The sequence below is a fragment of the Kitasatospora sp. NPDC059146 genome (assembly GCF_042786665.1).
GTDB lineage: Bacteria > Actinomycetota > Actinomycetes > Streptomycetales > Streptomycetaceae > Kitasatospora.
Window position 1 is genome coordinate 59,894 of sequence record NZ_JBHZCY010000014.1, and the last position, 22,519, is coordinate 82,412.

The following is a 22,519-nucleotide window of genomic DNA, read 5'->3' on the forward strand; positions in this document are numbered from 1 at the left end:
GCCGGGCCGCGGTGGTCCGGCGGGTCGGGGGTGCCGCGGTCGCACGGTGCCGCCGCCCGGTGCGGGCGGTGGCGGTGGTGCGCGAGGTGGTGCGGGTCTCTCGTCGGCTCGGCCGGGCCCGGGCGATGATGCCCGGGGAGGCGGCGGGCCGGTTCCCCCGTCGACGCCCACCATAGTACCCCCGGGGGTATTATCGAAATCCTTCGGCGATACCCCCGTCCGTATTCGGCCATGGCGGCCGTATGCTGGTAGAAATACCGAGGGGGGTATCTGAGAAACCCGCGCCCGCACCGTGGCGCCCGGCGTCGCCCAGGAGGAAAACCCCATGTACTTCGCCCAGTTCTACCTCGACTGCCTCTCCCAGGCCTCGTACCTGATCGCCGACGAGCGCACCGGCCGCGCCGTCGTCGTCGACCCGCGCCGTGACGTGGAGGAGTACGTCGCCGACGCCGAGGCCCACGGCTTCACCGTCGAGGCCGTCATCAACACCCACTTCCACGCCGACTTCCTGGCCGGCCACCTCGAACTGGCCGCCCGCACCGGCGCCTGGATCGGCTACGGGCAGCGGGCCGAGACCGAGTACCCGATCCGCAAGCTCGGCGACGGCGAGCGGATCGAACTGGGCGACGTCGCCCTGCAGATCATGGAGACCCCCGGCCACACGCCCGAGTCGATCAGCATCCTGGTCTTCGAGCAGCCCGACGACGCCGTCCCGTACGGGGTGCTCACCGGCGACGCGCTGTTCATCGGCGACGTCGGCCGGCCCGACCTGCTCGCCTCGGTCGGCGTCACCGCCGAGGAGCTCGGCGCGATGCTCTACGACAGCGTCCACCGCAAGCTGATGGGCCTGCCCGACGAGACCCTGGTCTTCCCCGCCCACGGCGCCGGCTCGGCCTGCGGCAAGAACCTCTCCACCGAGAAGCGCTCCACCATCGGCACCCAGCGCCGCACCAACTACGCCTGCCGGGCCATGGACCAGGACACCTTCGTCCGCATCGTCACCGCCGGCCAGTCCACCGCCCCCGCCTACTTCGGCCACGACGCCGCCCTCAACCGCCAGGACCACCCCCTGCTCGACCCCGGCACCGCAGCCCGCCCGCTGTGCCCCGAAGGCCTCAAGGAGGCCCGCACCGCCGGCGCCGTCGTCCTCGACGCCCGCAGCCCCCAGGACTTCGCCGCCGGACACCTGCGCGGCGCCGTCAACGTCCCCATCGACGGCCGCTTCGCCGAACAGGCCGGCACCGTCCTCACCCCCGACAGCGACATCGCGATCATCGCCCCCCAGGACCGCGAGAACGAGGTCATCACCCGCCTCGCCCGCATCGGCTTCGACCGCATCGCCGGCTACCTGCGCAACCCCGGCACCGCCCTACCCGCCCTCGCCGACCACCTCACCCCCGCCAGCCGCCTCACCGCCGACCAACTCCGCACCGCCCTCACCACCGACCAGCCCCCCACCGTCCTCGACGTCCGCACCTGCGGCGAACGCGAAACCGGCGCCATCGAAGGCTCCCTCCACATCCCCCTGGCCGAACTCCCCACCCGCCTCGCCGAGATCCCCACCGACCACCCCCTCGTCATCCACTGCGCCAGCGGCCACCGCTCCTCCATCGCCGCCAGCCTCCTGCGCCACCACGGCCACCCCGACGTCTCCGACCTCCTCGGCGGCTACCACGCCTGGCACACCACCACCCGCCCCACCCAGCCCTGAACCCAGCCGCCGCGGAGGGGCCGCCCAGGCTTCTGAGGTCACTTCGTCGGAGGTCACGATGGTGTCGCTCGGGTGCGAGACGGGGAACGTCCATGCTTCGCGCGCTCGGTCACGGTGGCATCTGGAGGGGAGGAGGGAGCGGTGCGACAGAGGACGACGGATCGGTTCCAGGACCCGGCTTGATTCGGGTCGAATCGGGCAGGCGCGATGTCCGGAACATCCAGCCAACCGTGAGAAGGGCCGACTCCCATGCTTCTCCTCGTCCTCGTCCTGCTGCTCGCACTGATCCTGGGCGGCGCCGGCTTCGCGATCCACATTCTGTGGTGGATCGCCCTGGCCGTTCTCGTCGTCTGGGTTCTCGGCTTCGTCTTCACGGGCGGCGGAGCCGCCGGTGGTCGCCGGTGGTACCGATGGTGACCGGCCTCCACGCGTACCCCGATCCGACCGTGAGCGGCTCCGGAAGGTCTGGCCTGGATGCCCTTGGATCGTCGCTCCGCCGTGAACGCCGGGCGTACGAGCCGGACGGTGAGCAGCCGATCGGCGGCTACCTCGCCGTCATGGTCGGCTACCTGGGCTGCGTCGGAGTGCTCACGGCCTCCGCCCGACGGGCGAGACGGCCGCTGCCGACACCTGGCCCGTGGGACGTTCTGCTCACCGCCGGCGCCGTGCACAGGCTGTCCCGGCTGGTGGCGAAGGATCCGGTGACCAGTCCGGTCCGGCTGCCGTTCGCCCGCTTCCGCGGCCAGGCCGGTCCGGCCGAACTGGCGGAGGACGTCCGGGGCACGGGCGTTCGTCGCGCCATCGGCGAGCTGGTCACCTGTCCGTTCTGCGCCGGTCTGTGGATCTCCACGGGTCTCACGGCGGGCCAGGTCCTCGCTCCGGAGGTGACCCGGCTCGTCAGTGCGGGCCTGTCCGCGCTCGCGCTCTCCGACCTGCTGCACTTCGCCCGGGCCGGGCTTCAGGAGGCCGCGTCGCGGTAGATGTCGTGGCCCCTCAGTGACGGGTCGAACGCGAGGCGTCCGCAGCTGGCCGCCGCGATCAACCGGACAGTCACCGTTTGGCTCCGGCGGGGGCGGCAACCCGCAGGGGCATGGCGTATCCGGCGGAACCCGTACCAACCGCTGCGCGGCCCAGGCCCCGGTCAGCTACGTCGACTCGGCCGAGCCCCGGCGGTTCACCCACGGCCCGCTCGCCTCGGACGTCAGAGGCGTCGCGGCTTCGGGCGCGACGGCGCGCGTCGCCAGCACTCGCCCGCAACGGAGATCCCGCGCTGGTCCGGCCGGCCGACCTCTGGTGCCTGGGGTGCGCTCGCGGCGGTCCGGCACCGACACCAGGACGGAGAACACGAGATGAGCACCGATCCCGCAACCCCTCAGAACCCCGACCCCGCGCATTCGCCCCTGGTCACGGAGACCCCGGCTCCAGAACCACCCGCCGAGCCCGAGCACGAGCCGGATTCCCCGCTCGTCACCGAGACTCCCGAACGCCAGCGGTCCGAGGAGCCGGAGCGCGACGAAAAGGACTGCGCGCTGGACGTCGTCCGCGCGGTGGACCCGGACGGCCCGCTCACCACCGATCAGGGGGTGGGTGTCGACGACACCGACAACTCCCTCACCGTCGCCGACCGGGGACCCACCCTGCTGGAGGACTTCCAGCTGCGGGAGAAACTCACCCACTTCGACCACGAGCGCATCCCCGAGCGGGTGGTGCACGCACGCGGCGCGGGAGCGTACGGCTTCTTCGAACCGTACGCGTCGCTGGCAGAGTCCACCTGCGCCGACTTCCTCCAGGAACCCGGCCGCCGCACGCCGGTCTTCGTACGCTTCTCGACGGTGCAGGGCCCGCGCGGGTCCGCCGACACGGTGCGGGACGTCCGCGGCTTCGCCACCAAGTTCTACACCAGGCACGGCAATTACGACCTCGTGGGCAACAACATGCCGGTCTTCTTCATCCAGGACGCGGCCAAGTTCCCCGACTTCGTCCACGCGGTGAAACCCGAGCCGGCGGACGAGATCCCCACCGGCGCCTCCGCCCACGACACCTTCTGGGACTTCTGTTCACTCCAGCCCGAGAGCACCCACATGCTGATGTGGGTGATGTCCGACCGGGCCATTCCCCGCAGCTACCGGATGATGCAGGGCTTCGGCGTGCACACCTTCCGCCTCGTCGACGCCGGGGGCCGGGGCACCTTCGTGAAGTTCCACTGGACGCCGAAGCTCGGCACCTACTCCCAGGTCTGGGACGAGGCCCAGCTCACCGCCGGACGCGATCCCGACTTCCACCGCCGCGACCTGTGGGAGGCGATCGCGGCCGGCGACTTCCCCGAGTACGAACTCGGCGTCCAACTCATTCCGGAGGAGGACGAGTTCGCCTTCCCCTTCGACCTGCTGGACCCGACCAAGCTGGTCCCGGAGGAACTCGTCCCGGTGCGCCCGGTCGGGCGGATGGTCCTGGACCGCAACCCGCAGAACTTCTTCGCCGAGACCGAGCAGGTGGCCTTCCACACCGCCAACATCGTCCCGGGCATCGACTTCACCAACGACCCGCTGCTCCAGGGCCGCAACTTCTCGTACCTGGACACCCAGCTGATCCGCCTGGGCGGCCCCAACTTCACCCAGCTGCCGGTCAACCGCCCGCTTGCCGACGTGCGCACCAACCACCGCGACGGCTACGGCCAGCAGGTCGTCCACGACGGAACCAGCTACACCCCGAACTCCGTGGGCGGCGGCTGCCCCTTCACGATGGGCGGCGGCCGCTTGCCCGAGGGGGTGTTCGAGCACTACCAGGAGCGGATCGACGGCGCGGCCGTGCGCCGCCGCAGTCCCAGCTTCGCCGACCACTACAGCCAGGCCGCTCTGTTCTGGCACAGCATGAGCGACTGGGAACAGCAGCACATCACCGCCGCCTTCGCCTTCGAACTCGGCAAGCTGGGCAGCGACGAGGTCCGCCGCCGCATGGTCGGCAACCTGGTGCACGTGGACGGAGGGCTGGCCGCTGAGGTCGCCCGGCGGATCGGCGAGCCCGAACCCGAGGCCGAGCCCGCAGACAGGGCGACGGCATCGGCCGGTAGCGGTACGGCCGGGCCTCGGACTTCCCCCGCGCTGAGCCTGGAGAACCTGCGCGGTTCCGGCATCCGCACCCGCAAGGTCGCCGTACTGGCGGCTCCGGGCGTGGACGGGGAACAGATCCGTTCCGCCCATGAGCAGTTGGGTGCCCGGGGCGCCGTGGTGGAGACACTGGCCGCGCACGGCGGCCACGTGCTCGCGCACGACGGCGCCCGGGTGCCGGTGGACCGGCCGCTGCCGACCGTCGCCTCGGTCCTGTACGACGCGCTGGTGGTCCCCGACTTCGGCGACCTGGCCCGTCACGTCGATCCGGACGCGGTCCGGTTCCTCGCCGAGACGCTGCGCCACGGCAAGCCCGTCGCGCTGCTGGGATCCGGCGTCGAGCTGTCCCGCATGGCCGGCCTCGACCTTCCGAACGCGACGGCGGGTGTAGCGGTCCGCGGTGCCGACGAGGCAACCGGGCCGGCGTTCTGGGGGGACTTCGCCCGCCTCGTCGAGCAGCATCGTTTCCCACAGCGCTGACTCTGCGCAACCGCGTCCGGTGGTGCCCGCTCGTTCGGGCACCACCGGACGTCGTGGTCGAGGTCGGGACCTCAGGCGGGGGAGATCCTGCCCCGCCAGCCGCCTTCCTCCCGGCCGCGCTGCTCGATGAACTCCTTGAACCGGTGAAGGTCTCCCTTCACCCTGCGGTTCACGACGCCGAACAGGTCGCCGGCCCTCTCCGCCATGCCTTCGGGCTGGAAGTCGATGGCCATGTTGACGCGGGTGTGCCGGTCGTCGAGCCGCTCGAAGGTCACGACGCCCTTCTGTTGCACCTCCCCGTCCATGGTGCGCCAGGCGATCCGCTCGTCGGCCAGCTGGTCGACGATCTCGGTGTCGAACTCACGGCTGACGCCGCCGATGCTCGTGCGCCAGTGGTTGTGCCGGTCGTCCAGCTGGGTCACCGAGTCGACACCCTCCATGAACCGGGGGAACTCCTCGAACTGCGTCCACTGGTTGTAGGCGGTGCGCAGCGGGACGCCGACCTCGACGGACTCCTTGACCATGCTCATCCTGTGCCTCCTCGGGGTCACCGACCGGGTCTCTCCCGGCCGCCCCAGCGCCTGCCCGGCCCGCGCCGTCGTAAGCGCGGATGCCGGGACGAACCGACCGGGACGCGCCGGGGTTGCGTGGGGTGGCCGAGTCCGTGCGTTCCGGAGGCAAGGCGTGGGCGGGGCAACCTGCCGCAGGCGTTCGTGCACGTGATGCTGCTGGAGTGCTCCGGGCGCCTGGCAGGGACCGTCAACCAGCCGGAATCCGCAGCTCGCACCAGACGACCTTTCCCGGGCCCCACCGACGCCAGCCCCAGCGCAGTGCGAGGCGGTCCAGCAGCAACAGGCCGTGGCCGCCCGGTTCACCGGGGCCGCGCGGGCGACGCGGCACCGGCGGACGGGGGCTGGAGTCGCTGACCTCGATCCGTAGGAGGTCGGGGCGGCGGACAAGGAGGAGCCAGCCCGGCTGACCCGTGTGGCGTACGGCGTTGCCCACCAGTTCGGCCACCAGGAGCGCGGCGTCGACTGCCACGACGGGATCGGCCACGTCGGCCAGGAAGGCGACGGTCAGGGCCCGGGCCTCGGCCGAGGCCCCCGCGTGCCGCGACAGCCGCAGTCCTCGAGCCCGTACCCCGCCGTGAGCGCGCGAAGCGGCGGCCAGCGGTGCCCTGGTCATCCGTCAGCACCTCCCGTGCTCCTCCGCCGTGTCGTCCGGGCTCTACCACTCCTCTGTTGTCAGTGTCCGAACAGGTGCCGGATCCGGCCGCCTCGTGCGGGTTCGGCCTCCGGCATCCCGGCGGCCCGACCACCCTGTTCGGCGGCCCGCCGTTCCGGTGTCGGGGTTTCCGCCTCCACCGGCGGGGCGAGCGGCTCGACAGGCCCGATGGGCTGCGCCGGGCGGGCCCGGCGGTACGGTGCCCGGTGGGTGATCGGCCGCGGCCGGCGGCGCGGGGCCCGCCTGGTCAGCCCGATCAGGGCGAGGCCGAGGCAGAAGAGCAGGGCGAGGGCGACGCCGGACAGGAAGACGCCGAGGCTGTTGAGCGTCACGAGGTCGTTGCCCAGCACCGTGACCTGGTACTCGGGTCCACCGGAGAGGTTGTCCGCGATCAGCAGTCCGGCGAATGTGCCGGACGCCGCCGTCAGCAGTAGTCCTAGCAGTAGCAACATGGGAGTCCCTTTCGGTCCCGGTCTCGGCCACCCCCTCACTCGGCCGCGCCTACCCGGACCCGTCCGCTCCTAACGCTGCGCGCACACGCCGCCGCCCGCTCTGTGCGACCTATTCGACCCGGACGGCGATCAGGCAGGTGTCGTCCTGGGTGTCGGCCGAGCTGAGGGCCAGCAGCCGGTCGAGGTAGTGCTCCAGGTCGGGGCCGGGCGGCCCGGCGGCCCGGATCAGCTCGTTCACGGACTCCTCGGCCGGGCGGTCCCGCCGTTCGACCAGGCCGTCGGTGTAGAGCAGCAGTACGTCGTGGGTGCCGAGCCGCACGGTCCGCTCCTCGTAGCGGGCCTCCTGCAGAGCGCCGAGCAGTACCCCGTGGGGCAGTGGCAGGAGTTCCGCTCCCTCGCCACTGAACCGGACCGGCGGCAGATGGCCCGCGCGGGCCCAGCGCAGCTGGCCTGCCGCCGGGTCGAAGAGCACACAGGCGGCTGTGGCGGTCACCTGGCCCGGCTCGCGCAGTGCGACAGCGTTCGCCCACTCCAGCAGTCGGCCCGGCCCGGCACCCGTGACGGCCAGACCGCGCAGCGCGTGCCGCAGGGCGACCATGCCGGTGGCAGCGCCGACGCCGTGGCCGGCCACATCGCCGACCGCGAGCAGTACCCGCTCGTCCGGCAGCGGCAGCACGTCGTACCAGTCCCCGCCCACCCGGTCGCGCTGTGCGGCCGGCCGGTAGCGTACGGTGGCGCGCAGGCCCATCGCGGCGAGCGGAGGCGGTGCGCTGGGCAGGATGGCCTGCTGCAGCCGCAGCGCCAGCTGCTCACCCTCAGAGGCCTGCTTCTCGCTGTCGACGAGGCGCTCCTGGGTGGCGTCGAGCGCGACCTCGGTCCGGTGCTGCGCGGAGACGTCGTGGTAGGCGCCGCGGATTGCGAGGAGCCGGCCGTCGTCGTCGAGCAGCGGCTCGGCGATCACGTGGGCGTAGCGGTGCGTGCCGTCCGGGAGGGCGAGGCGGAAGACCCCTGAGGCGGTGCGGTGTCGTTGTCGGACCGTGTCGACCAGGCGCCGTACGGCGGGTTCGTCGTCCGGGTGGACGAGCCGGGTCAGGTGGCGCAGTGGGACGGGTGCGGCTTCGGGCGGCAGGCCGAAGAGTTCTCGCAGGCCGTCGCTCCAGCGGATCACGCCCTGGCCGGGGAGTTCCTCGAATCCGGCGACGCGGGCCAGCCGTTGTGCCTGGCGCAGTAGTGCGACCTGCTGGTCGTCGTCGGACGGTGAGGTCCCCAGCTGCCATCCGACCACCAGCCGGCCACCGAACGGGGCGATGGCCAGCTGGGTGTCGGCGGGAAGCGCGAGTCGTCCCGTGGTGAAGCCCAGTTTGACGGACTCGCCGGGCAGGGGGATGCCGGTGCGGTGGGCCCGCAGCAGCCGTTCGAAGAGCCCGGTGGCGCAGGCGAGCGGGTAGGTCTCCAGGAGAGAGGCACCCTCCAGCGCCTGCCGGGGGCGGCCCAGCGGGTCGTCGAAGCGGGTGCTGACCCGCACGAGCGTGAAATCAGTGGCCTGCCCGCCCCGGATGACCGGTTCCAGCAGCAGCGCGGGAGAGAGCAGCCCCTCCAGCAGGACGGCGAGTTCGTCGGCCGGTTCGGGCTCCTGTACGGGGCCGAGGAGGGTCGCGCAGAGGTCGGCGAGCCCGACCAGCAGTCGGCGGTGGGACGGACCGAGGGCGGGAGCGGGCCCGGACCACAGCACCTCGAACGCGCCACGGCAGCGGCCCCCGTCCAGCAGCGGCAGCACGGCCCGCGCGTTTGCGGCACCGATCGAAGGAAGTGCTGCGGCCCGGTCGCCGGGCCACAGGGCCGTTCCGCCTTGGACGACATGCTGCGCGGGGGTGTCGACGCGGGGCGGGACCCGGCTCCAGACGGCGGCTTCGTCGGCGGTGAGCCCGGCGTGCGCCGCGAGGGCGAGCGCTCCGCCGGGCAGCCGCTGCCAGAGTGCCACGCCGCGGACGCCGAGCGGGTCCGTCTGTTCCAGGACCGCGTCGGCGGCCCGTTGGAGGTCGGTTTCGGCCGCGAGGGCGGGCGTCAGGTGCGGCGGGGCGGCCAGGCCGCCCTCGGGGGCCTCGGGCGTGGCGTCGTGGATGCGGGCGATGTCGGCGGCCAGGGTCGGGACCGGTACGCCGGCCTCGCGGGCGAGCCGGGCCAGGCGTGCGGAGGCTTCGGCGGGCACGAGCCCGAGTCGTTCGGCCAGCATGCCCGTGGCCACGTCGACGACCGTTCTGCGTCGGGCCTCCTCCCGGGTTCGCGCGGCGGCGTCCTGGAGTCGGCGGACGGTCGCGGCCAAGGCCCGGGCGGTGGTCCTCCCGGGCTCCTCCTCGGCGGTCACGGAAGGTCCGTCCACTGTCGGATCCGGTCGAGCAGGCTGCCGGTGTCGACCGGCTTGGTGACGTGGTCGTCGGCGCCCGCCGCGAGGCTCTTCTCCCGGTCCCCGGGCATGGCCTTCGCCGTGACGGTGACGACCGGCAGGTGGGCGAAGCGTTCGTCGGCACGGATGGCGGCGATGGCGCCGTAGCCGTCCAGCCCGGGCATCATCACGTCCATCAGGACGAGCGCGGTTTCGGGGTGTGCTCGCAGCAGGGCGAGACCGGCGTTGCCGTCCGGGGCGTGCAGCACGTTCAGACCGCCCTGTTCGAGGGCCTCGGCCAAGGCGAAGACGTTGCGGATGTCGTCGTCGACGATCAGGACGGTCCGCCCGGCGACCGCTTCGTCCGCGGTGGCGGATGCCGGTGCGGGGCTCTGCTGTACGGGACGGCGCCCGCCGAGCAGCTGGATCACCCGGTCGTGCAGGTCGTCCAGTCCGTGGACGAGGTCGATGCCTCCGATCGCGTCACCGGGGGGCCGGCGCGTCCGGTCGCCTGCGTAGCCGAGGACGGGAGTACCGTCCGCCAGCTCCTCCAGCAGGGTCGGTGCGAGTTCGCCGGAGCGGGAGATGTCGAGGATGACGCACTGCGGGCCGGGTCCGGACAGGGCCGCCCGCAGCCCCGGTGCGTCTTCGGCGCTGACGACCTTTGCCGCCGCCTCGGTCGCGCCCACGGATTCGACGGCGGTTCGGGTGAGAAGGGTGAGCAGGCCCGGCGGGTCGGGTTCGACCACGAGGATCAGCGGATCGGCGGGGTCGCCGTTCTCCTGCTGCGGCTCGGTGACCGGCAGGTAGAGCGTGAAGCAGCTGCCTCGTCCGGGTGTGGAGGTGACGTCGAGGCTTCCGCCGAGGAGCCGGGCGAGTTCGCGGCTGATGGACAGGCCGAGGCCGGTGCCGCCGAAGCGGCGGCTGGTGGTGCCGTCCTCCTGCTGGAAGGCGCCGAAGATGGTTTCCAGGTGGGCGGTGTCGATGCCGATGCCGGTGTCCTCGACGTGGAAGGCCACCGCGGTTGTCCGGCGGAGCTCGGGCGGCACGTCCGCTCCCTCGGCACGCTCGATCCGGAGCTCGACCCGGCCGGTGTCGGTGAACTTGACGGCGTTGGAGAGCAGGTTGCGCAGTACCTGGCGCAGCCTGGCCTGGTCGGCGACGAGTTCGTCGGGAATGCTGCGGTCCAGGGAGACCTCGAAGTGGAGTCCCTTCTGGTCCGCAAGGGGTTTGAAGGTGGATTCCACGTACTCCAGGAGTTCGCGCACGAGGAAGGGCTCGGGAGTGATCTCCATCTTTCCGGCCTCGACCTTGGAGAGGTCGAGGATGTCGTTGATGAGCTGGAGCAGGTCGGTGCCGGCGGAGTGGATGACGCCCGCGTACTCGACCTGTTTGGCGGTGAGGTTGCCGCCGGTGTTCTGGGCGAGCAGTTGGGCGAGGATGAGCAGGCTGTTGAGCGGGGTGCGCAGTTCGTGGCTCATGTTGGCCAGGAACTCGGACTTGTACGTCGAGGTCAGGCTCAACTGCCGGGCGCGTTCCTCCAGTTCCTGACGGGCCTGCTCGATCTCCAGGTTCTTGGCCTCGATGTCGCCGTTGCGTTGGGCGAGCAGGGCGGCCTGCTCGCCCAGTTCGGTGTTGGAGCGTTGCAGCTCCTCCTGCCCCTTCTGCAACTGCTCGGACCGGGCCCGGAGTTCGGCGGTCAGTCGCTGGGACTCGGCGAGCAGTTCGTCGGTGCGGGCGTTGGCGAGCAGGGTGCCGATGTTGACGCCGCAGGACTCGGTGAACTGCTCCAGGAAGTCGAGGTGGACCGGGGTGAACGGGTGGACGGAGGCGAACTCCAGGACGCCGAGGAGCCGTTCCTCCAAGGTGATGGGCAGGACGACCAGGTACCGGGCGTCCGCCCGCCCGGCTCCGGAACCGATGACGGCGTAGCCGGCCGGCAGGTCGTCGACGGCGATGATCCGCCGACTACGGGCGGCCTGGCCGACCAGGGAGTCCCCGAGCCGCAGGCGCTGTTCCGGGAGGTCCGCGAGGGAGCGGCCGTAGGCACTGATGAGGACGAGCTCGGGGTGGTCCTCGGTCTCCTCGGCGAGGTAGAAGGCGCCGTACTGGGCGCCGACCAGGGCGGTCAGTTCGTCGGTGATCATGTCGGCGACGGCCCGGACGTCACGTCGACCCTGGACGGCGGCGGAGAAACGGGCCAGGTTGGTCTTCAACCAGTCCTGTTCCTGGTTGGCCAGGGTGGTGTCGCGCAGGGACCCGACCATGGCGTTGATGTTGTCCTTGAGGTCGGCGACCTCGCCGGAGGCGTCCACGCTGATCGAGCGGGTGAGGTCGCCGGCTGCGACGGCGCTGGTGACCTCGGCGATGGCGCGGACCTGCCGGGTCAGGTTGCCGGCCAGTTCGTTGACGTTCTCGGTGAGGCGCTTCCAGGTGCCCGAGACGCCTTCGACCTCTGCCTGGCCGCCGAGCCGGCCTTCGCTGCCGACTTCGCGGGCGACCCTGGTGACCTCTGCGGCGAAGGAGCTCAGCTGATCGACCATGGTGTTGACGGTGGTCTTCAACCGCAGGATCTCGCCGCGGGCGTCCACGTCGATCTTGCGGGTCAGGTCGCCCTCGGCGACCGCCGTGGTCACCTGGGCGATGTTGCGCACCTGGCTGGTGAGGTTGTGCGCCATGGAGTTGACGTTGTCGGTGAGGTCCTTCCAGGTGCCGGCGACGTTCGGCACCCGGGCCTGACCGCCGAGGATGCCCTCGGTGCCGACCTCGCGGGCGACCCTGGTCACCTCGTCGGCGAACACCGACAGGGTGTCGACCATGGTGTTGATCGCGCCCGCGAGGGCCGCGACCTCGCCCTTGGCCTCCACGGTGATCTTCTTCGAGAGATCACCGCGCGCGACGGCCGTCGCGACCTCCGACATCGAGCGCACCTGGCCGGTCAGGTTGGAGGCCATCTCGTTCACGTTCTCGGTGAGGTCCCTCCAGGTGCCGGAGACGCCCCGGACGGTGGCCTGCCCGCCCAGGTTGCCGGCGGTGCCGACCTCCCGGGCCACCCTGGTCACCTCGTCGGCGAACGCGGACAGCTGGTCGACCATCGTGTTGATGGTCTCCTTGAGCTCCAGGATCTCCCCGCGGGCATCCACCCGGATCTTCTGCGTGAGGTCGCCCCCGGCGACCGCCGTGGTCACCTCGGCGATCGAGCGGACCTGGGCGGTCAGGTTGTCCGCCATGACGTTCACGGACTCGGTGAGGTCGCGCCACGTCCCGGAGACGTCGCGCACGTCCGCCTGTCCGCCCAGGCGGCCCTCGGTGCCGACCTCCCGGGCGACTCTGGTGACCTCGTCGGCGAAGGCGGACAGCTGGTCGACCATCGTGTTGAGGGTCGTCTTGAGCTCCAGGATCTCCCCGCGGGCGTCCACGTCGATCTTGCGGGTGAGGTCACCCTCGGCGACGGCCGTGGCGACCTGGGCGATGTTGCGGACCTGGGCGGTGAGGTTCCCGGCCATGAAGTTCACCGAGTCGGTCAGGTCGCGCCAGGTCCCCGCGACGCCCTCGACCCGGGCCTGTCCGCCCAGGCGGCCCTCGGTGCCGACCTCGCGGGCGACTCTGGTGACCTCGTCGGCGAAGGCGGACAGCTGGTCGACCATCGTGTTGACGGTGTTCTTGAGTTCCAGGATCTCCCCGCGGGCGTCCACGTCGATCTTCTGAGTGAGGTCACCGCGGGCCACCGCGGTGGTCACCTGGGCGATGTTGCGCACCTGCCCGGTCAGATTGCCCGCCATCGCGTTCACCGAGTCGGTCAGGTCCGACCAGGTGCCCGACGCTCCCGGCACCTGCGCCTGGCCGCCGAGACGCCCCTCGGTACCGACCTCGCGGGCCACCCGGGTCACTTCGGAGGTCACCCGGGCCAGCTGGTCGGCCATGCCGTTGAAGACCTCCGCGATCTCCGACAGCACTCCGGGCTTCCCCGGAGTCAGCCGGATGCGAAAGTCGCCGTCGCGGACGGCCGTCAGCCCGGCCAGGAGCTGGCGGATCGGCTGCTCTCCGCCCGCCGCCAGTTGCTCGTCCATCCGTCCCACCGTCCGGATCGCCCTTCGGCCAGGCGCCGTGCACTGCGCCCCGGCCCGACGGCGGCAGCGCCGTCGCCTGATCCCACTGTGCCACCGGAGGCCGAAGGGTGACAGCCGTGACAGGTATCAGGCCGCAGGGCGCGGGCGAACGCCGACCTTCGGACCGGCCGGGAACTGGCCTCTTCGGCCGGTTCGGCTCCGGTTCGACGGTGGTCAGCCGGCCGTCAGGTGCCTTCCCTCATCAGCCGGGGACGGTGTCGCGGATCGGGAACGCGTGCGTGACGCCGGTGAGTTCGAGCATGCGCCGAATCATCGGCCGGGGGCAGGCCAGCTCGATGCGGCTGCCGTCCGCCGTCGCGCGGGCCCGGGCCCGGAGCAGGAGGTTGAGTCCGGTGGAGTCGCAGAACTCCAGGCCGGCGCAGTCGACCACGATGACGCTGCCGGGCTGGGCCAGCGCCGGGGTGAGGGCAGGCTCCAGGTCGGCGACGGTTTCCAGGTCGAGCTCGCCGTACGGCGCCAGGACGGTTCCTTCGGCCCACGGGTGGACCTGAACGGTGAACCCGTCCTCGTTCGGTGGTTGGCGGGTCATGGTTCCGGGCTCCTTCCGTTGTGGGTGGTGTCCGGAGGGCGGATTCACCCGCTGCGGTACTCGGCGGCTCGGGCGCCGGTGGCCCGCCTCGTCGGCCGGACGGGATGTCGTGCGTCGAGCTGCGGCTCCCGGTCTTCGACTCCCGTGTCGGGCACGTTCCTTGTCAACCGTGTGGCCGCGGTCTCCTCGGCCTGTTCCTCGTCCACCTGTGGTCGAGCAGGCTCTCCTTGGTGTGCTCGCAATGGCGCCCCCGCTCGGGGCTGGACCCTCGCCCCTGCGGATGGCCACCGGGCCCGCTACCCGGCCCAGCGCGTCTGCGCCTGGCCCGGTCCGACGGGGTAACCGGGTTACGGGGCAGAGCCGGACCTGATACGGCGTCCGGATCGGTCCGTCACACCGGCGCGGTTCGTCCGGGACGGCGCGGGCCCCGCCCGGCATCAGGCGTGCATGGTCACGGTCCGGAGGACTCCGGCGTGGTCGGCGCCTGGCCCCGATGGCCGTCCGTTTCCTGCTGGCCGTCGGCAGGTCGGTGCAGCAGGGCGGCGAGGAGTTCGGCGACAGTCGGGCCGGCGTCGGCGGGGTGCCGCAGCTGTTTGGCGGCGATCACGCGGTAGTGGTTGGCGCGGCCGCGGCGTTCGTGGCTGAGGTATCCGGCCTGTTCGAGGTCGCTGATGATGCGTTGGACGGCTCGTTCGGTGAGCAGGCAGCAGGTGGCGATGTCGCGCACCCGGATGCCCGGGTCGCGGGCGATCTGCACGAGGACGCGGGCGTGGTTGGTCAGGAACGTCCACTGCCGGTCGGTCGTCCTGCCGCTGTCCATGCCTCCACGATAGGACCCGTCTTTCACCATTGCCGACGCACGAGAAAGGATTCGTGCATCGTTCGACGTGTCCGGCCCGGGGTGAGCGCACCGCTGTGGCGGCCGACCTGGGGTGCCGGCCGCCACAGCGGGTGACGATGGCCGTCCCGGTGGTCACTCCGGAGCCGGGACGTACCGTGCGCCTGCCCGGGAAGGGCCGCGGTAAACCGCGCGGTCCGTGCGGATCCACCTGTGGTGGCTCCGCCGACGGCCCGCGTTTGGTGCCGCCCTGCCAGGGGACACGCCCGGTTCACACAGGGGGCCGAGGACGAAGGAGCCCTGCGATGTCGAACGATGCGATCGTCCTGCTGCGGGAGGACCACAAGGAGGTCCGCAGTCTGTTCCGCGAATACCGGGGGCTGGCCCAGGACGGCGAAGACCGGGCACGGACCGATGCGGTCCGGCGGATCATCGAGGCGCTGACCGTGCACACCTATCTGGAGGACGAACTGGTCTACCCCCGGATCCGCCAGGAGGTACCCGGGCTCGCCGAGGACATGGACCGGGCCAAGGAGGAACACCACGTCGCCGACGTGCTCTGCGAGGAGCTGAGCCGGATGTCGCCCGGCGACGAGGGCTACGACGCCAAGACCGCCGTCCTGATCGACGCCGTCGAACGGCACATCGAGCAGGAAGAGGCATCGTGGTTCCCGATGGTCCGGGCCGCCCTCGGCCGCAAGGAGCTCCAGGAGATCGGCGAGCGGATGCAGGCCGTACGCGAGACCGCGCCGCGCCGCCCGTCCGCCGGCGGCGTGCTGCACCGCATAGCCGACGCCCTGGAGGGCTGAGCCGCGCACTCCGACGAAGACCTGCTGGACCAGCTCACCGCCGACCACCGGGCCGTCCAGATGGGCGACGACGAAATAGCTGTCGGTCACGTGGAAGTCGATGGGCGGCGGGGCCAGCAGCACCCCGGTCAGGCCGCCGAGTAGGAAGGTCGCCAGGAAGCCCAGGGAGAACAGCATCGGGGTCTCGAAGGACAGCGAGCCGTTCCACATGGTGCCGACCCAGTTCAAGAACTTCACCCCGGTCGGCACGGCGATCAGCAGCGAGGCCAGGGAGATGAACGGCAGCGCCACGATGTAGACCTCGGGATGGCCGAAGAACCCCGCCGAGCATCTCGAACAGCAGCCGGGCCCGTCCGCGGGTGGAGTGCTCCTCCTCCAGGGTCGCGCGGTACGAGGGGCACATCACCCCGCCCCGGTGGGTGCGGCAGTTGCCGATGCCGACGCACCGCAGGACGGCCTGCCCGAAGTCGCCGTCGTCGTCGGGGTACGCGAACTGCGTCGCGCGGTGCGGTTCAGGGCGCCAGCGGGTGCCGAGGCGCAGGTTGTCGTCGACGCGGTACGGGCGGACGACCTTGCCCGGGTTCATCCGGTCGCCCGGGTCGAAGAGGGACTTGAGCTCGCCCATCGCCTCGACCAGCGGCGCGCCGAACATCCGGGGCAGCAGTTCGCCGCGGGCCTGGCCGTCACCGTGTTCCCCGGACAGCGAACCGCCGTAGGAGGCGACCAGGTCGGCCGCGTCGAACAGGAAGGCCCGGAACGCCTCGACCCCGCGGCCCTCGCGCAGTTCGAACGGGATCCGGGTGTGGACGCAGCCCTGCCCGAAGTGTCCGTACAGGGAGGCCTGCTGGTAGCCGTAGCGGTCGAAGAGCCGTTCCAGGTCGCGCAGGTAGTCGCCCAGTTTCTCGGGCGCGACGGCGGAGTCCTCCCAACCCTCCCAGGTCTCGGCGCCGTCCGGGGGCCGGGCGGTCACGCCCAGCCCGGCCTCCCGGGCCCTGAGCATCTCCTGCTCGCGCGGCGGGTCGTCCGAGAGTGCCACGGACGGGTCGTCCTCGGAGCGGCCGAGGGCGCGCAGCAGGTCCCGGGCCTTGCCGTCGGCCTCCGCCTCGGTGTCGCCGGTGAACTGGAGCAGCAGCCAGCTGTCGCCCTCGGGCAGCCGCTCCAGGGAGTCGAGGTAGGCGCGCTCCTCGCGCATGAGCTGGGCCATCCGCCCGTCGACGGCCTCCAGCTGGCTGGGCCGGCTGTGGGCGAGCAGTTCGGGGACGGCGTCGGCCGTCCGGTAGATGTCGTCGAACCCGAGCACCAGCAGGGCTTCGGCGGCCGGCACCGGGACCAGTTCGAGTTCGGCCCGCAGGACGGCCACCAGGGTGCCCTCGCTGCCGACCAGGGCCCTGGCCACGTCGAAGCCGTTCTCCGGCAGCAGTGAGTCCAGGTCGTAGCCGGAGACCCGGCGGGGGATCTTGGGGTAGCCGCGCCGGATGGCGGCCAGGTTGCGGTCGACGAGGTCCTTCATGCCTCGGTAGAGCCGGGCCCGCGGACCGCCGGCGCCCACGATCCGCCGGTACTCCTGGTCGTCGGTGGGGCCGGCCCAGAAGCGGACGCCGTCGTAGGTGAGCACTTCCAGGCGCCGGACGTTGTCGACGGTCTTGCCGTAGGCCTGGGCGGAGGCGCCGCAGCTGTTGTTGCCGATCATCCCGCCCAGCGCGCAGTGCGCGTGGGTGGACGGCTTGGGACCGAACATGAGCCCGTGCGGGGCGAGTTGCCGGTTCAGTTCGTCCAGCACGATGCCGGGCTCCACGACGCAGGTCCGTGCGGGCGGATCCACCGACAGCAGGCGGTTGCAGTACTTCGTCCAGTCGATGACGACGGCGGTGTTGGTGCACTGTCCGCCCAGGCTGGTGCCGCTGCCGCGGGACAGCACCGGCGCGGCGAAGCGCGAGCACACCGCGAGCGCCGTCGCGCCCGCCTCGACCGTCCGGGGCACCACCACGGCGAGCGGCACCTGCCGGTAGTTGGAGCCGTCGGTCGCGTACGCGCCGCGGCTGCCCGGGTCGAAGCGGACCTCGCCGTCCACCTCCTCCCGCAGCGCCCGTTCCAGGGCCGCCAGGTCCACGTCCACCTTCCGCGCGTCGGCCATGGTCAGCTCCGGCCGCCGGGCAGGAACTCCTGGACCTTGGCCTTGACCCCCTGGCGGACGACGGCGGCCCGGTCGCTGTCGCCGTGCAGCACGGCGGAGGCGGCGGCCTTGACCTGGTCCCAGGTCGCGTGCGGCGGGATCGGCGGCACCGCCGGGTCGGTGCGGAAGTCGATGACGAACGGTCGGTCCGCCGCCAGCGCCCGGCTCCAGGCGGGCCCCACGTCCTCGGGCCGCTCGACCCGTACGCCGTCGAGGCCGAACGACCGGGCGACGTCGGCGTAGCGGACGTCGGGCAGATGCTGGGAGGGCTCGAACTGCGGGGCGCCCTGCATGGCGCGCATCTCCCAGGTGACCTGGTTCAGGTCCTGGTTGTTCAGCACCGCCACGACCAGACGCGGATCCGTCCACTCGTGGTAGTACTTGGCGGCGGTGATCAGCTCGGCCAGGCCGTTCATCTGCATGGCGCCGTCGCCGACGACGGCGATGGCCGGCCGATCGGGGTGGGCGAACTTGGCGCCGATCGCGTACGGCACGCCGGGGCCCATCGTGGCCAGCGTGCCGGAGAGCGAGCCGCGCATGCTGCCGCGCATCCGCAGGTGGCGGGCGTACCAGTTGGCGGCCGACCCGGAGTCGGAGGACAGCATGACGTCCTCGGGCAGCAACGCGTCCAGGGTGTGCAGCACGTACTCCGGGTTGACCGGGTCCGCGGTCACCTCGGCTCGGCGCTGCATGACCTCCCACCAGCGCTCGGTGTTCTCCTCGACCGTCTTGCGCCAGGTGCGGTCCTCCTTGCGCTCCAGCAGCGGGAGCAGCCGGCGCAGCGTCTCGGCGGCGTCGCCGACGACGTTCACCTCGAACGGGTAGCGCAGGCCGACCATGGACGGGTCCAGGTCGATCTGCACCGCCCTGGCCTGGTCGAAGGCGGGCAGGAACTGGCTGTAGGGGAAGCTCGATCCGACCACGAGCAGGGTGTCGCAGTCGCGCATCATCTCGTAGGAGGGCCGGGTGCCGAGCAGGCCGATCGAGCCGGTGACGTACGGCAGCGTGTCGGGGAGGACGTCCTTGCCGAGCAGGGCCTTGGCGACGCCGGCACCGAGGAGTTCCGCGACCTGCTCGACCTCGGCGCGGGCCCGGCGCGCGCCCTGGCCTACGAGCACGGCGACCTTCTCGCCCGCGTTCAGGACCTCTGCGGCCCGGGCCAGGTCGTCGTCCCCCGGCACCGGCGCGTAGTGGGGGACCCCGAGACTGGAGGGGACCTGCTTGAAGACGTGGGCGGGCGGCTCGTAGTCGAGTTCCTGCACGTCGGCGGGGACGATCAGCGCGGTCACGGTGCGGCGGGTGGTGGCGATGCGGATCGCCCGGTCCAGGACGTTGGGCAGCTGTGCGGGGACGGTGACCATCTCGCAGAACTCCGAGGCCACGTCCTTGTAGAGCGACAGCAGGTCCACCTCCTGCTGGTAGGAGCCGCCCATGGCGCTGCGGTCGGTCTGCCCCACGATCGCCACCACCGGGACGTGGTCGAGCTTCGCGTCGTACAGCCCGTTGAGCAGGTGGATCGCGCCGGGACCGGAGGTGGCCGCGCACACCCCGGTACGGCCGGAGAACTTGGTGTACCCCACGGCCTGGAAGGCGGCCATCTCCTCGTGACGGGCCTGGATGAACCGCGGCCGGTCCTCGGCCCGGCCCCACGCGGCGAGCAGTCCGTTGATGCCGTCGCCGGGGTAGGCGAAGACGTGCTCGGCCTCCCACTCGCGCAGCCGTCGCAACAGGTAGTCGGCAACCTTCATGATCTTTCCTCCGTGGTCCCCGCAGCTGGTCCCGGCGGCGGTCGTCGGGCGTGGCGGGAGCACCCACCAAGTGCGGGTAACCGTCAGAAGAGGGACAAAACGTGGCGGCCCGGAGACGTCGGCACAGCTGCCTGCCCCGCGTCCGGGCACACGCTGTTGCGAAACGCGGTTCGGCCCCGGCCGTCCGAACCGGGCGCTGCCCCGGGTCGTCCGGAGCCCGGGGCAGCGGCTGGGGGGCCGGCTACGCACTACCGGCCGGTTTCGTCCTGCTCGCGATCCGGGCCCGCCCCGGACCCCGCTGGGCGGGCCGCGCGGCGGTCGTCGAGCTGTCGAGCGGGTGTGTCAGTGTCCGAGTGCGTCGGCGAGTTCCTCCTTGTTCATCTTCGAGCGGCCGTGGATGTTGCGCTGCTTGGCCTCGTTGTAGAGCTGCTCCTTGGTCGGTCCTTGGGAACCCGAGTGGGACCGCAGGCCGCCGCGCCGGGCGGACGAGATGTCGTGGATCGAGGAGCGGCCGGCCGTCCTGGACTCGCCGTGCCGCGCCCGTTCCTTGTTCACCGTGCGGGCGGCGATCTCCTTGGCCCGCTTCTCGCTCTCCCCCCGGTCCAGGGCGCTCTCCTTGATGTGCTCGTACTGGCGCTCACGCTTCCTGCTCGAACCGGCCGGCATGGTCTCCTCCTTCGTCGGCAAGGACGCCTCGGCGACGGTGTCAGGGCTGGAACAGCACCTTGACCATGCCGTCGTCCTTGTGTTGGAACATCTCGTAGGCGCTGGGGGCCTCACTCAGCGGCAGGTGGTGGGTGGCGAAGTCCTCGACGCCGAGCGGATCGCCGTCGTTGACGAGCGGCAGCAGGTCGTCCATCCAGCGCAGGACGTTCGCCTGGCCCATCCGCAGCTGCAACTGCTTGTCGAACATGGTCAGCAGCGGCAGCGGATCGGTCATGCCGCCGTAGACGCCGGAGAGCGAGACCGTGCCGCCGCGCCGGACCAGGTCCACCGCGAGGTGGAGCGCGTGGAGCCGGTCGAGGCCGACCCGGGCCATCAGCCGGGAGGCCAGGGCGCCCGGCAGCAGGGACGTCATGCGCTGCGCGGCCGTCGCGGCGGGCGAGCCGTGGGCCTCCATGCCCACCGCGTCGATCACGGCGTGCGGGCCCCGGCCGCCGGTGCGCTCCCGGACGGCGTCGACGACCCGGGCGCCGAGCCGGGCCAGGTCGAGCACGTCGACGCCGCGCTCCCGGGCGCGCTCCAGCCGTTCGGGCACCAGGTCCACCCCGATCACGGTGCCTGCGCCGCGGTGGCGCGCGATGCGCGTGCACATGTCCCCGATCGGGCCGAGGCCGAGCACCGCGACGCTGCCGCCGGGCGGGATCGCCGCGTACTCCACGGCCTGCCAGGCGGTGGGCAGCACGTCGGACAGCAGCACGTAGCGGTCGTCCGGCGGCCCGTGCGGGACGACGACGGGCAGCGTGTTGCCGAACGGCACGCGCAGGTACTGCGCCTGGCCGCCGGGCACCTGTCCGTAGAGCTTGGTGTAGCCGAACAGCGCCGCTCCGGTGCCGTACTCGTGCACCTGGGTGGTCTCGCACTGCGAGTGCAGGCCCTGGACGCACATGTAGCAGGTGCCGCAGGAGATGTTGAACGGCACCACCACGCGGTCTCCCGCCGACACCGCGTGGACGGCGGGTCCCACGTCGAGGACGACGCCCATCGCCTCGTGGCCGAGGATGTCGCCCACGTCGAGGAAGGCGCCCAGGACCTCGTAGAGGTGCAGGTCCGATCCGCACAGCCCGGTGGTGGTGACCTCGACCAGGACGTCCGTCGGCTTCTCGATCACCGGGTCGGGGACGGATTCGACGCGGACGTCACGGCGTCCGTGCCATGTCACGGCCTTCATGGCGACTCCCTCAGGACGTGGTCGGCTGGTTGTCGGCCCGTCCGGCCCGGCGTCCGAGCACGGTGAGCCGGTGCACCGGGCCGCCCGGTCGGTGCCGGGCGGCGGCGCGCACGCCCGGCACCCCGTGCTCGGGGGCGCCGCCGGCCGGCGGCAGCAGCCGGGACGCCAGTGCGAGCAGGCGGCCGGTGGTGGCCGGCGCGACGCCGTGGGCGAGCACGCCGGCCTTGGCGAGGGGGGTCAGGACCAGCTCGCGCCGGCCGCCCTCGACGGCGCGGACGATCCGCCGGGCGGCCCGCTCGGCGTCCATCGACACCAGGGGCAGCGACGCGGCGGCGGCGAACCAGGCGTACTCCTGCCCGGCCTGCCCGGCGAACTCGGCGGCGGTGTGCGAACCCGTGCGCATCAGGCCCGGGAGGACCGTGGTGACCCGGATCCCGTGCGGCGAGAGCTCCGCCGCGAGCCCCTCGGACAGGCCGGTGAGCGCGAACTTGGCCGCCACGTACGGCAGCAGGTGCGGCGCCGGGACACGCCCGGCGAGCGAGGAGACCATGACGATCGAGCCCGTGCCACGGGCCCGCATCGACGGGAGCACCGCCTGGACCAGCCGCAGCGGTGCCATCGTCATCAGCTCGTGGGCCCGCCGGAAGTCCTGCTCCTGCATCGCGGAGACCGGGCCGACCTGGATCAGGCCGGCGTTGTTGACCAGCAGGTCCACGTCGGCGCCGAAGCGTTCGCGGACCGCGCGGACCAGTCGGAGCGGCGCCTGCGCGTCCACGAGGTCGCAAGCGGTGGCGGCGACCTCGCCGGGGCGGCCGTTCAGCCGTCGTACGGCCCGCTCCAGCGCGAACTCGTCGCGGCCGCACAGCATCACCCGGCACCCGCGGTCCGCGAGTTCACCCGCGATCAGCAGGCCGAGGCCCCGGGAGGAGCCGGTCACCAGGGCGGTTCGCCCGGTCATGGTGCCGTTGCCACGGTGCATCGGCCGTACCTCCTCGGTCGGTGACGGTTCGATGCTCCGGCGTCTGTCCGACTACCGGCGGCGCA

16 protein-coding genes and 2 pseudogenes are annotated in these 22,519 nt (G+C 72.0%); 5 read left to right on the plus strand and 13 right to left on the minus strand.

Annotated elements, in window-relative coordinates:
* Positions 1–325 precede the first annotated feature (325 nt).
* From ACFXPX_RS08970 to ACFXPX_RS08985, 4 genes are all read left to right on the plus strand, one after another.
* Positions 326–1,711, plus strand: coding sequence for a rhodanese-like domain-containing protein (locus tag ACFXPX_RS08970; RefSeq protein WP_380640299.1), 1,386 nt, complete (start codon positions 326–328; stop codon positions 1,709–1,711).
* A 249-nt stretch (positions 1,712–1,960) separates the two neighbouring features.
* Positions 1,961–2,128: a hydrophobic protein gene (locus ACFXPX_RS08975; protein WP_380522185.1), complete on the plus strand. Its 168-nt coding sequence runs from the start codon at positions 1,961–1,963 to the stop codon at positions 2,126–2,128.
* A gap of 29 nt (positions 2,129–2,157) precedes the next feature.
* Positions 2,158–2,691 (plus strand): DUF1360 domain-containing protein, encoded by a 534-nt coding sequence (locus tag ACFXPX_RS08980; RefSeq protein WP_380588857.1) that lies wholly within the window; start codon positions 2,158–2,160, stop codon positions 2,689–2,691.
* Positions 2,692–3,060: 369 nt separating this feature from the next.
* Positions 3,061–5,298, plus strand: coding sequence for a catalase (locus ACFXPX_RS08985; RefSeq protein ID WP_380640301.1), 2,238 nt, complete (start codon positions 3,061–3,063; stop codon positions 5,296–5,298).
* Between the two features lie 71 nt (positions 5,299–5,369).
* On the opposite strand, the gene ACFXPX_RS08990 is transcribed toward ACFXPX_RS08985, so the two are convergent.
* The 7 genes from ACFXPX_RS08990 to ACFXPX_RS09020 form a co-directional block, all read right to left on the minus strand.
* The gene (locus ACFXPX_RS08990) at positions 5,370–5,828 is read right to left on the minus strand and encodes an SRPBCC family protein (protein WP_380640303.1); all 459 of its coding nucleotides are present in this window, start codon (positions 5,826–5,828) and stop codon (positions 5,370–5,372) included.
* Between the two features lie 229 nt (positions 5,829–6,057).
* The gene (locus tag ACFXPX_RS08995; protein ID WP_380522178.1) at positions 6,058–6,483 is read right to left on the minus strand and encodes an ATP-binding protein; all 426 of its coding nucleotides are present in this window, start codon (positions 6,481–6,483) and stop codon (positions 6,058–6,060) included.
* Between the two features lie 59 nt (positions 6,484–6,542).
* The gene (locus tag ACFXPX_RS09000; RefSeq protein WP_380640305.1) at positions 6,543–6,974 is read right to left on the minus strand and encodes a hypothetical protein; all 432 of its coding nucleotides are present in this window, start codon (positions 6,972–6,974) and stop codon (positions 6,543–6,545) included.
* Between the two features lie 109 nt (positions 6,975–7,083).
* Entirely contained in the window at positions 7,084–9,339 is a 2,256-nt protein-coding gene (locus ACFXPX_RS09005; RefSeq protein ID WP_380640308.1) for a SpoIIE family protein phosphatase, read from the minus strand.
* Positions 9,336–13,427, minus strand: coding sequence for a HAMP domain-containing protein (locus tag ACFXPX_RS09010; RefSeq protein WP_380640310.1), 4,092 nt, complete (start codon positions 13,425–13,427; stop codon positions 9,336–9,338). The genes ACFXPX_RS09005 and ACFXPX_RS09010 overlap by 4 nt, the downstream gene beginning before the upstream one ends.
* 241 nt (positions 13,428–13,668) lie before the next feature.
* Complete coding sequence (locus ACFXPX_RS09015; RefSeq protein WP_380640312.1) at positions 13,669–14,016, minus strand: STAS domain-containing protein; 348 nt, start codon at positions 14,014–14,016, stop codon at positions 13,669–13,671.
* Positions 14,017–14,467: 451 nt separating this feature from the next.
* Positions 14,468–14,836 carry a helix-turn-helix transcriptional regulator gene (locus ACFXPX_RS09020; protein ID WP_380522167.1) on the minus strand — a complete coding sequence of 123 codons (369 nt, stop codon included), beginning with the start codon at positions 14,834–14,836 and terminating at the stop codon, positions 14,468–14,470.
* Between the two features lie 323 nt (positions 14,837–15,159).
* On the opposite strand from ACFXPX_RS09020, the gene ACFXPX_RS09025 reads away from it, so the two are divergent.
* Entirely contained in the window at positions 15,160–15,663 is a 504-nt protein-coding gene (locus tag ACFXPX_RS09025) for a hemerythrin domain-containing protein (protein ID WP_380640314.1), read from the plus strand.
* A gap of 9 nt (positions 15,664–15,672) precedes the next feature.
* Here the strand turns inward: ACFXPX_RS09025 and ACFXPX_RS09030 are convergent.
* The 6 genes and pseudogenes from ACFXPX_RS09030 to ACFXPX_RS09055 all read right to left on the minus strand — a co-directional run.
* Positions 15,673–15,954: pseudogene (locus ACFXPX_RS09030) on the minus strand (cbb3-type cytochrome c oxidase subunit I); the annotation flags it as partial.
* A 28-nt stretch (positions 15,955–15,982) separates the two neighbouring features.
* A pseudogene (locus ACFXPX_RS09035) lies at positions 15,983–17,797 on the minus strand (FAD-linked oxidase C-terminal domain-containing protein); the annotation flags it as partial.
* 2 nt (positions 17,798–17,799) lie between these two features.
* Positions 17,800–19,584, minus strand: coding sequence for a thiamine pyrophosphate-requiring protein (locus ACFXPX_RS09040; protein ID WP_380640316.1), 1,785 nt, complete (start codon positions 19,582–19,584; stop codon positions 17,800–17,802).
* Between the two features lie 342 nt (positions 19,585–19,926).
* Entirely contained in the window at positions 19,927–20,250 is a 324-nt protein-coding gene (locus ACFXPX_RS09045) for a plasmid stabilization protein (protein ID WP_380640319.1), read from the minus strand.
* A gap of 40 nt (positions 20,251–20,290) precedes the next feature.
* Positions 20,291–21,475 (minus strand): alcohol dehydrogenase catalytic domain-containing protein, encoded by a 1,185-nt coding sequence (locus ACFXPX_RS09050; protein WP_380522157.1) that lies wholly within the window; start codon positions 21,473–21,475, stop codon positions 20,291–20,293.
* Between the two features lie 10 nt (positions 21,476–21,485).
* Positions 21,486–22,454 carry an SDR family NAD(P)-dependent oxidoreductase gene (locus tag ACFXPX_RS09055; RefSeq protein WP_380588834.1) on the minus strand — a complete coding sequence of 323 codons (969 nt, stop codon included), beginning with the start codon at positions 22,452–22,454 and terminating at the stop codon, positions 21,486–21,488.
* Between the last annotated feature and the right edge of the window lie 65 nt (positions 22,455–22,519).

Bases quoted from the DNA above. Each gene is read 5' to 3' on its own strand.
- ACFXPX_RS08990 (WP_380640303.1), bottom strand. From the start codon at position 5,828: ATGAGCATGGTCAAGGAGTCCGTCGAGGTCGGCGTCCCGCTGCGCACC.
- ACFXPX_RS09040 (WP_380640316.1), bottom strand. From the start codon at position 19,584: ATGAAGGTTGCCGACTACCTGTTGCGACGGCTGCGCGAGTGGGAGGCC.
- ACFXPX_RS08975 (WP_380522185.1), top strand. From the start codon at position 1,961: ATGCTTCTCCTCGTCCTCGTCCTGCTGCTCGCACTGATCCTGGGCGGC.
- ACFXPX_RS09020 (WP_380522167.1), bottom strand. From the start codon at position 14,836: ATGGACAGCGGCAGGACGACCGACCGGCAGTGGACGTTCCTGACCAAC.
- ACFXPX_RS09055 (WP_380588834.1), bottom strand. From the start codon at position 22,454: ATGCACCGTGGCAACGGCACCATGACCGGGCGAACCGCCCTGGTGACC.
- ACFXPX_RS08985 (WP_380640301.1), top strand. From the start codon at position 3,061: ATGAGCACCGATCCCGCAACCCCTCAGAACCCCGACCCCGCGCATTCG.
- ACFXPX_RS09050 (WP_380522157.1), bottom strand. From the start codon at position 21,475: ATGAAGGCCGTGACATGGCACGGACGCCGTGACGTCCGCGTCGAATCC.
- ACFXPX_RS09015 (WP_380640312.1), bottom strand. From the start codon at position 14,016: ATGACCCGCCAACCACCGAACGAGGACGGGTTCACCGTTCAGGTCCAC.
- ACFXPX_RS09010 (WP_380640310.1), bottom strand. From the start codon at position 13,427: ATGGACGAGCAACTGGCGGCGGGCGGAGAGCAGCCGATCCGCCAGCTC.
- ACFXPX_RS09025 (WP_380640314.1), top strand. From the start codon at position 15,160: ATGTCGAACGATGCGATCGTCCTGCTGCGGGAGGACCACAAGGAGGTC.
- ACFXPX_RS08995 (WP_380522178.1), bottom strand. From the start codon at position 6,483: ATGACCAGGGCACCGCTGGCCGCCGCTTCGCGCGCTCACGGCGGGGTA.
- ACFXPX_RS08970 (WP_380640299.1), top strand. From the start codon at position 326: ATGTACTTCGCCCAGTTCTACCTCGACTGCCTCTCCCAGGCCTCGTAC.
- ACFXPX_RS09045 (WP_380640319.1), bottom strand. From the start codon at position 20,250: ATGCCGGCCGGTTCGAGCAGGAAGCGTGAGCGCCAGTACGAGCACATC.
- ACFXPX_RS09000 (WP_380640305.1), bottom strand. From the start codon at position 6,974: ATGTTGCTACTGCTAGGACTACTGCTGACGGCGGCGTCCGGCACATTC.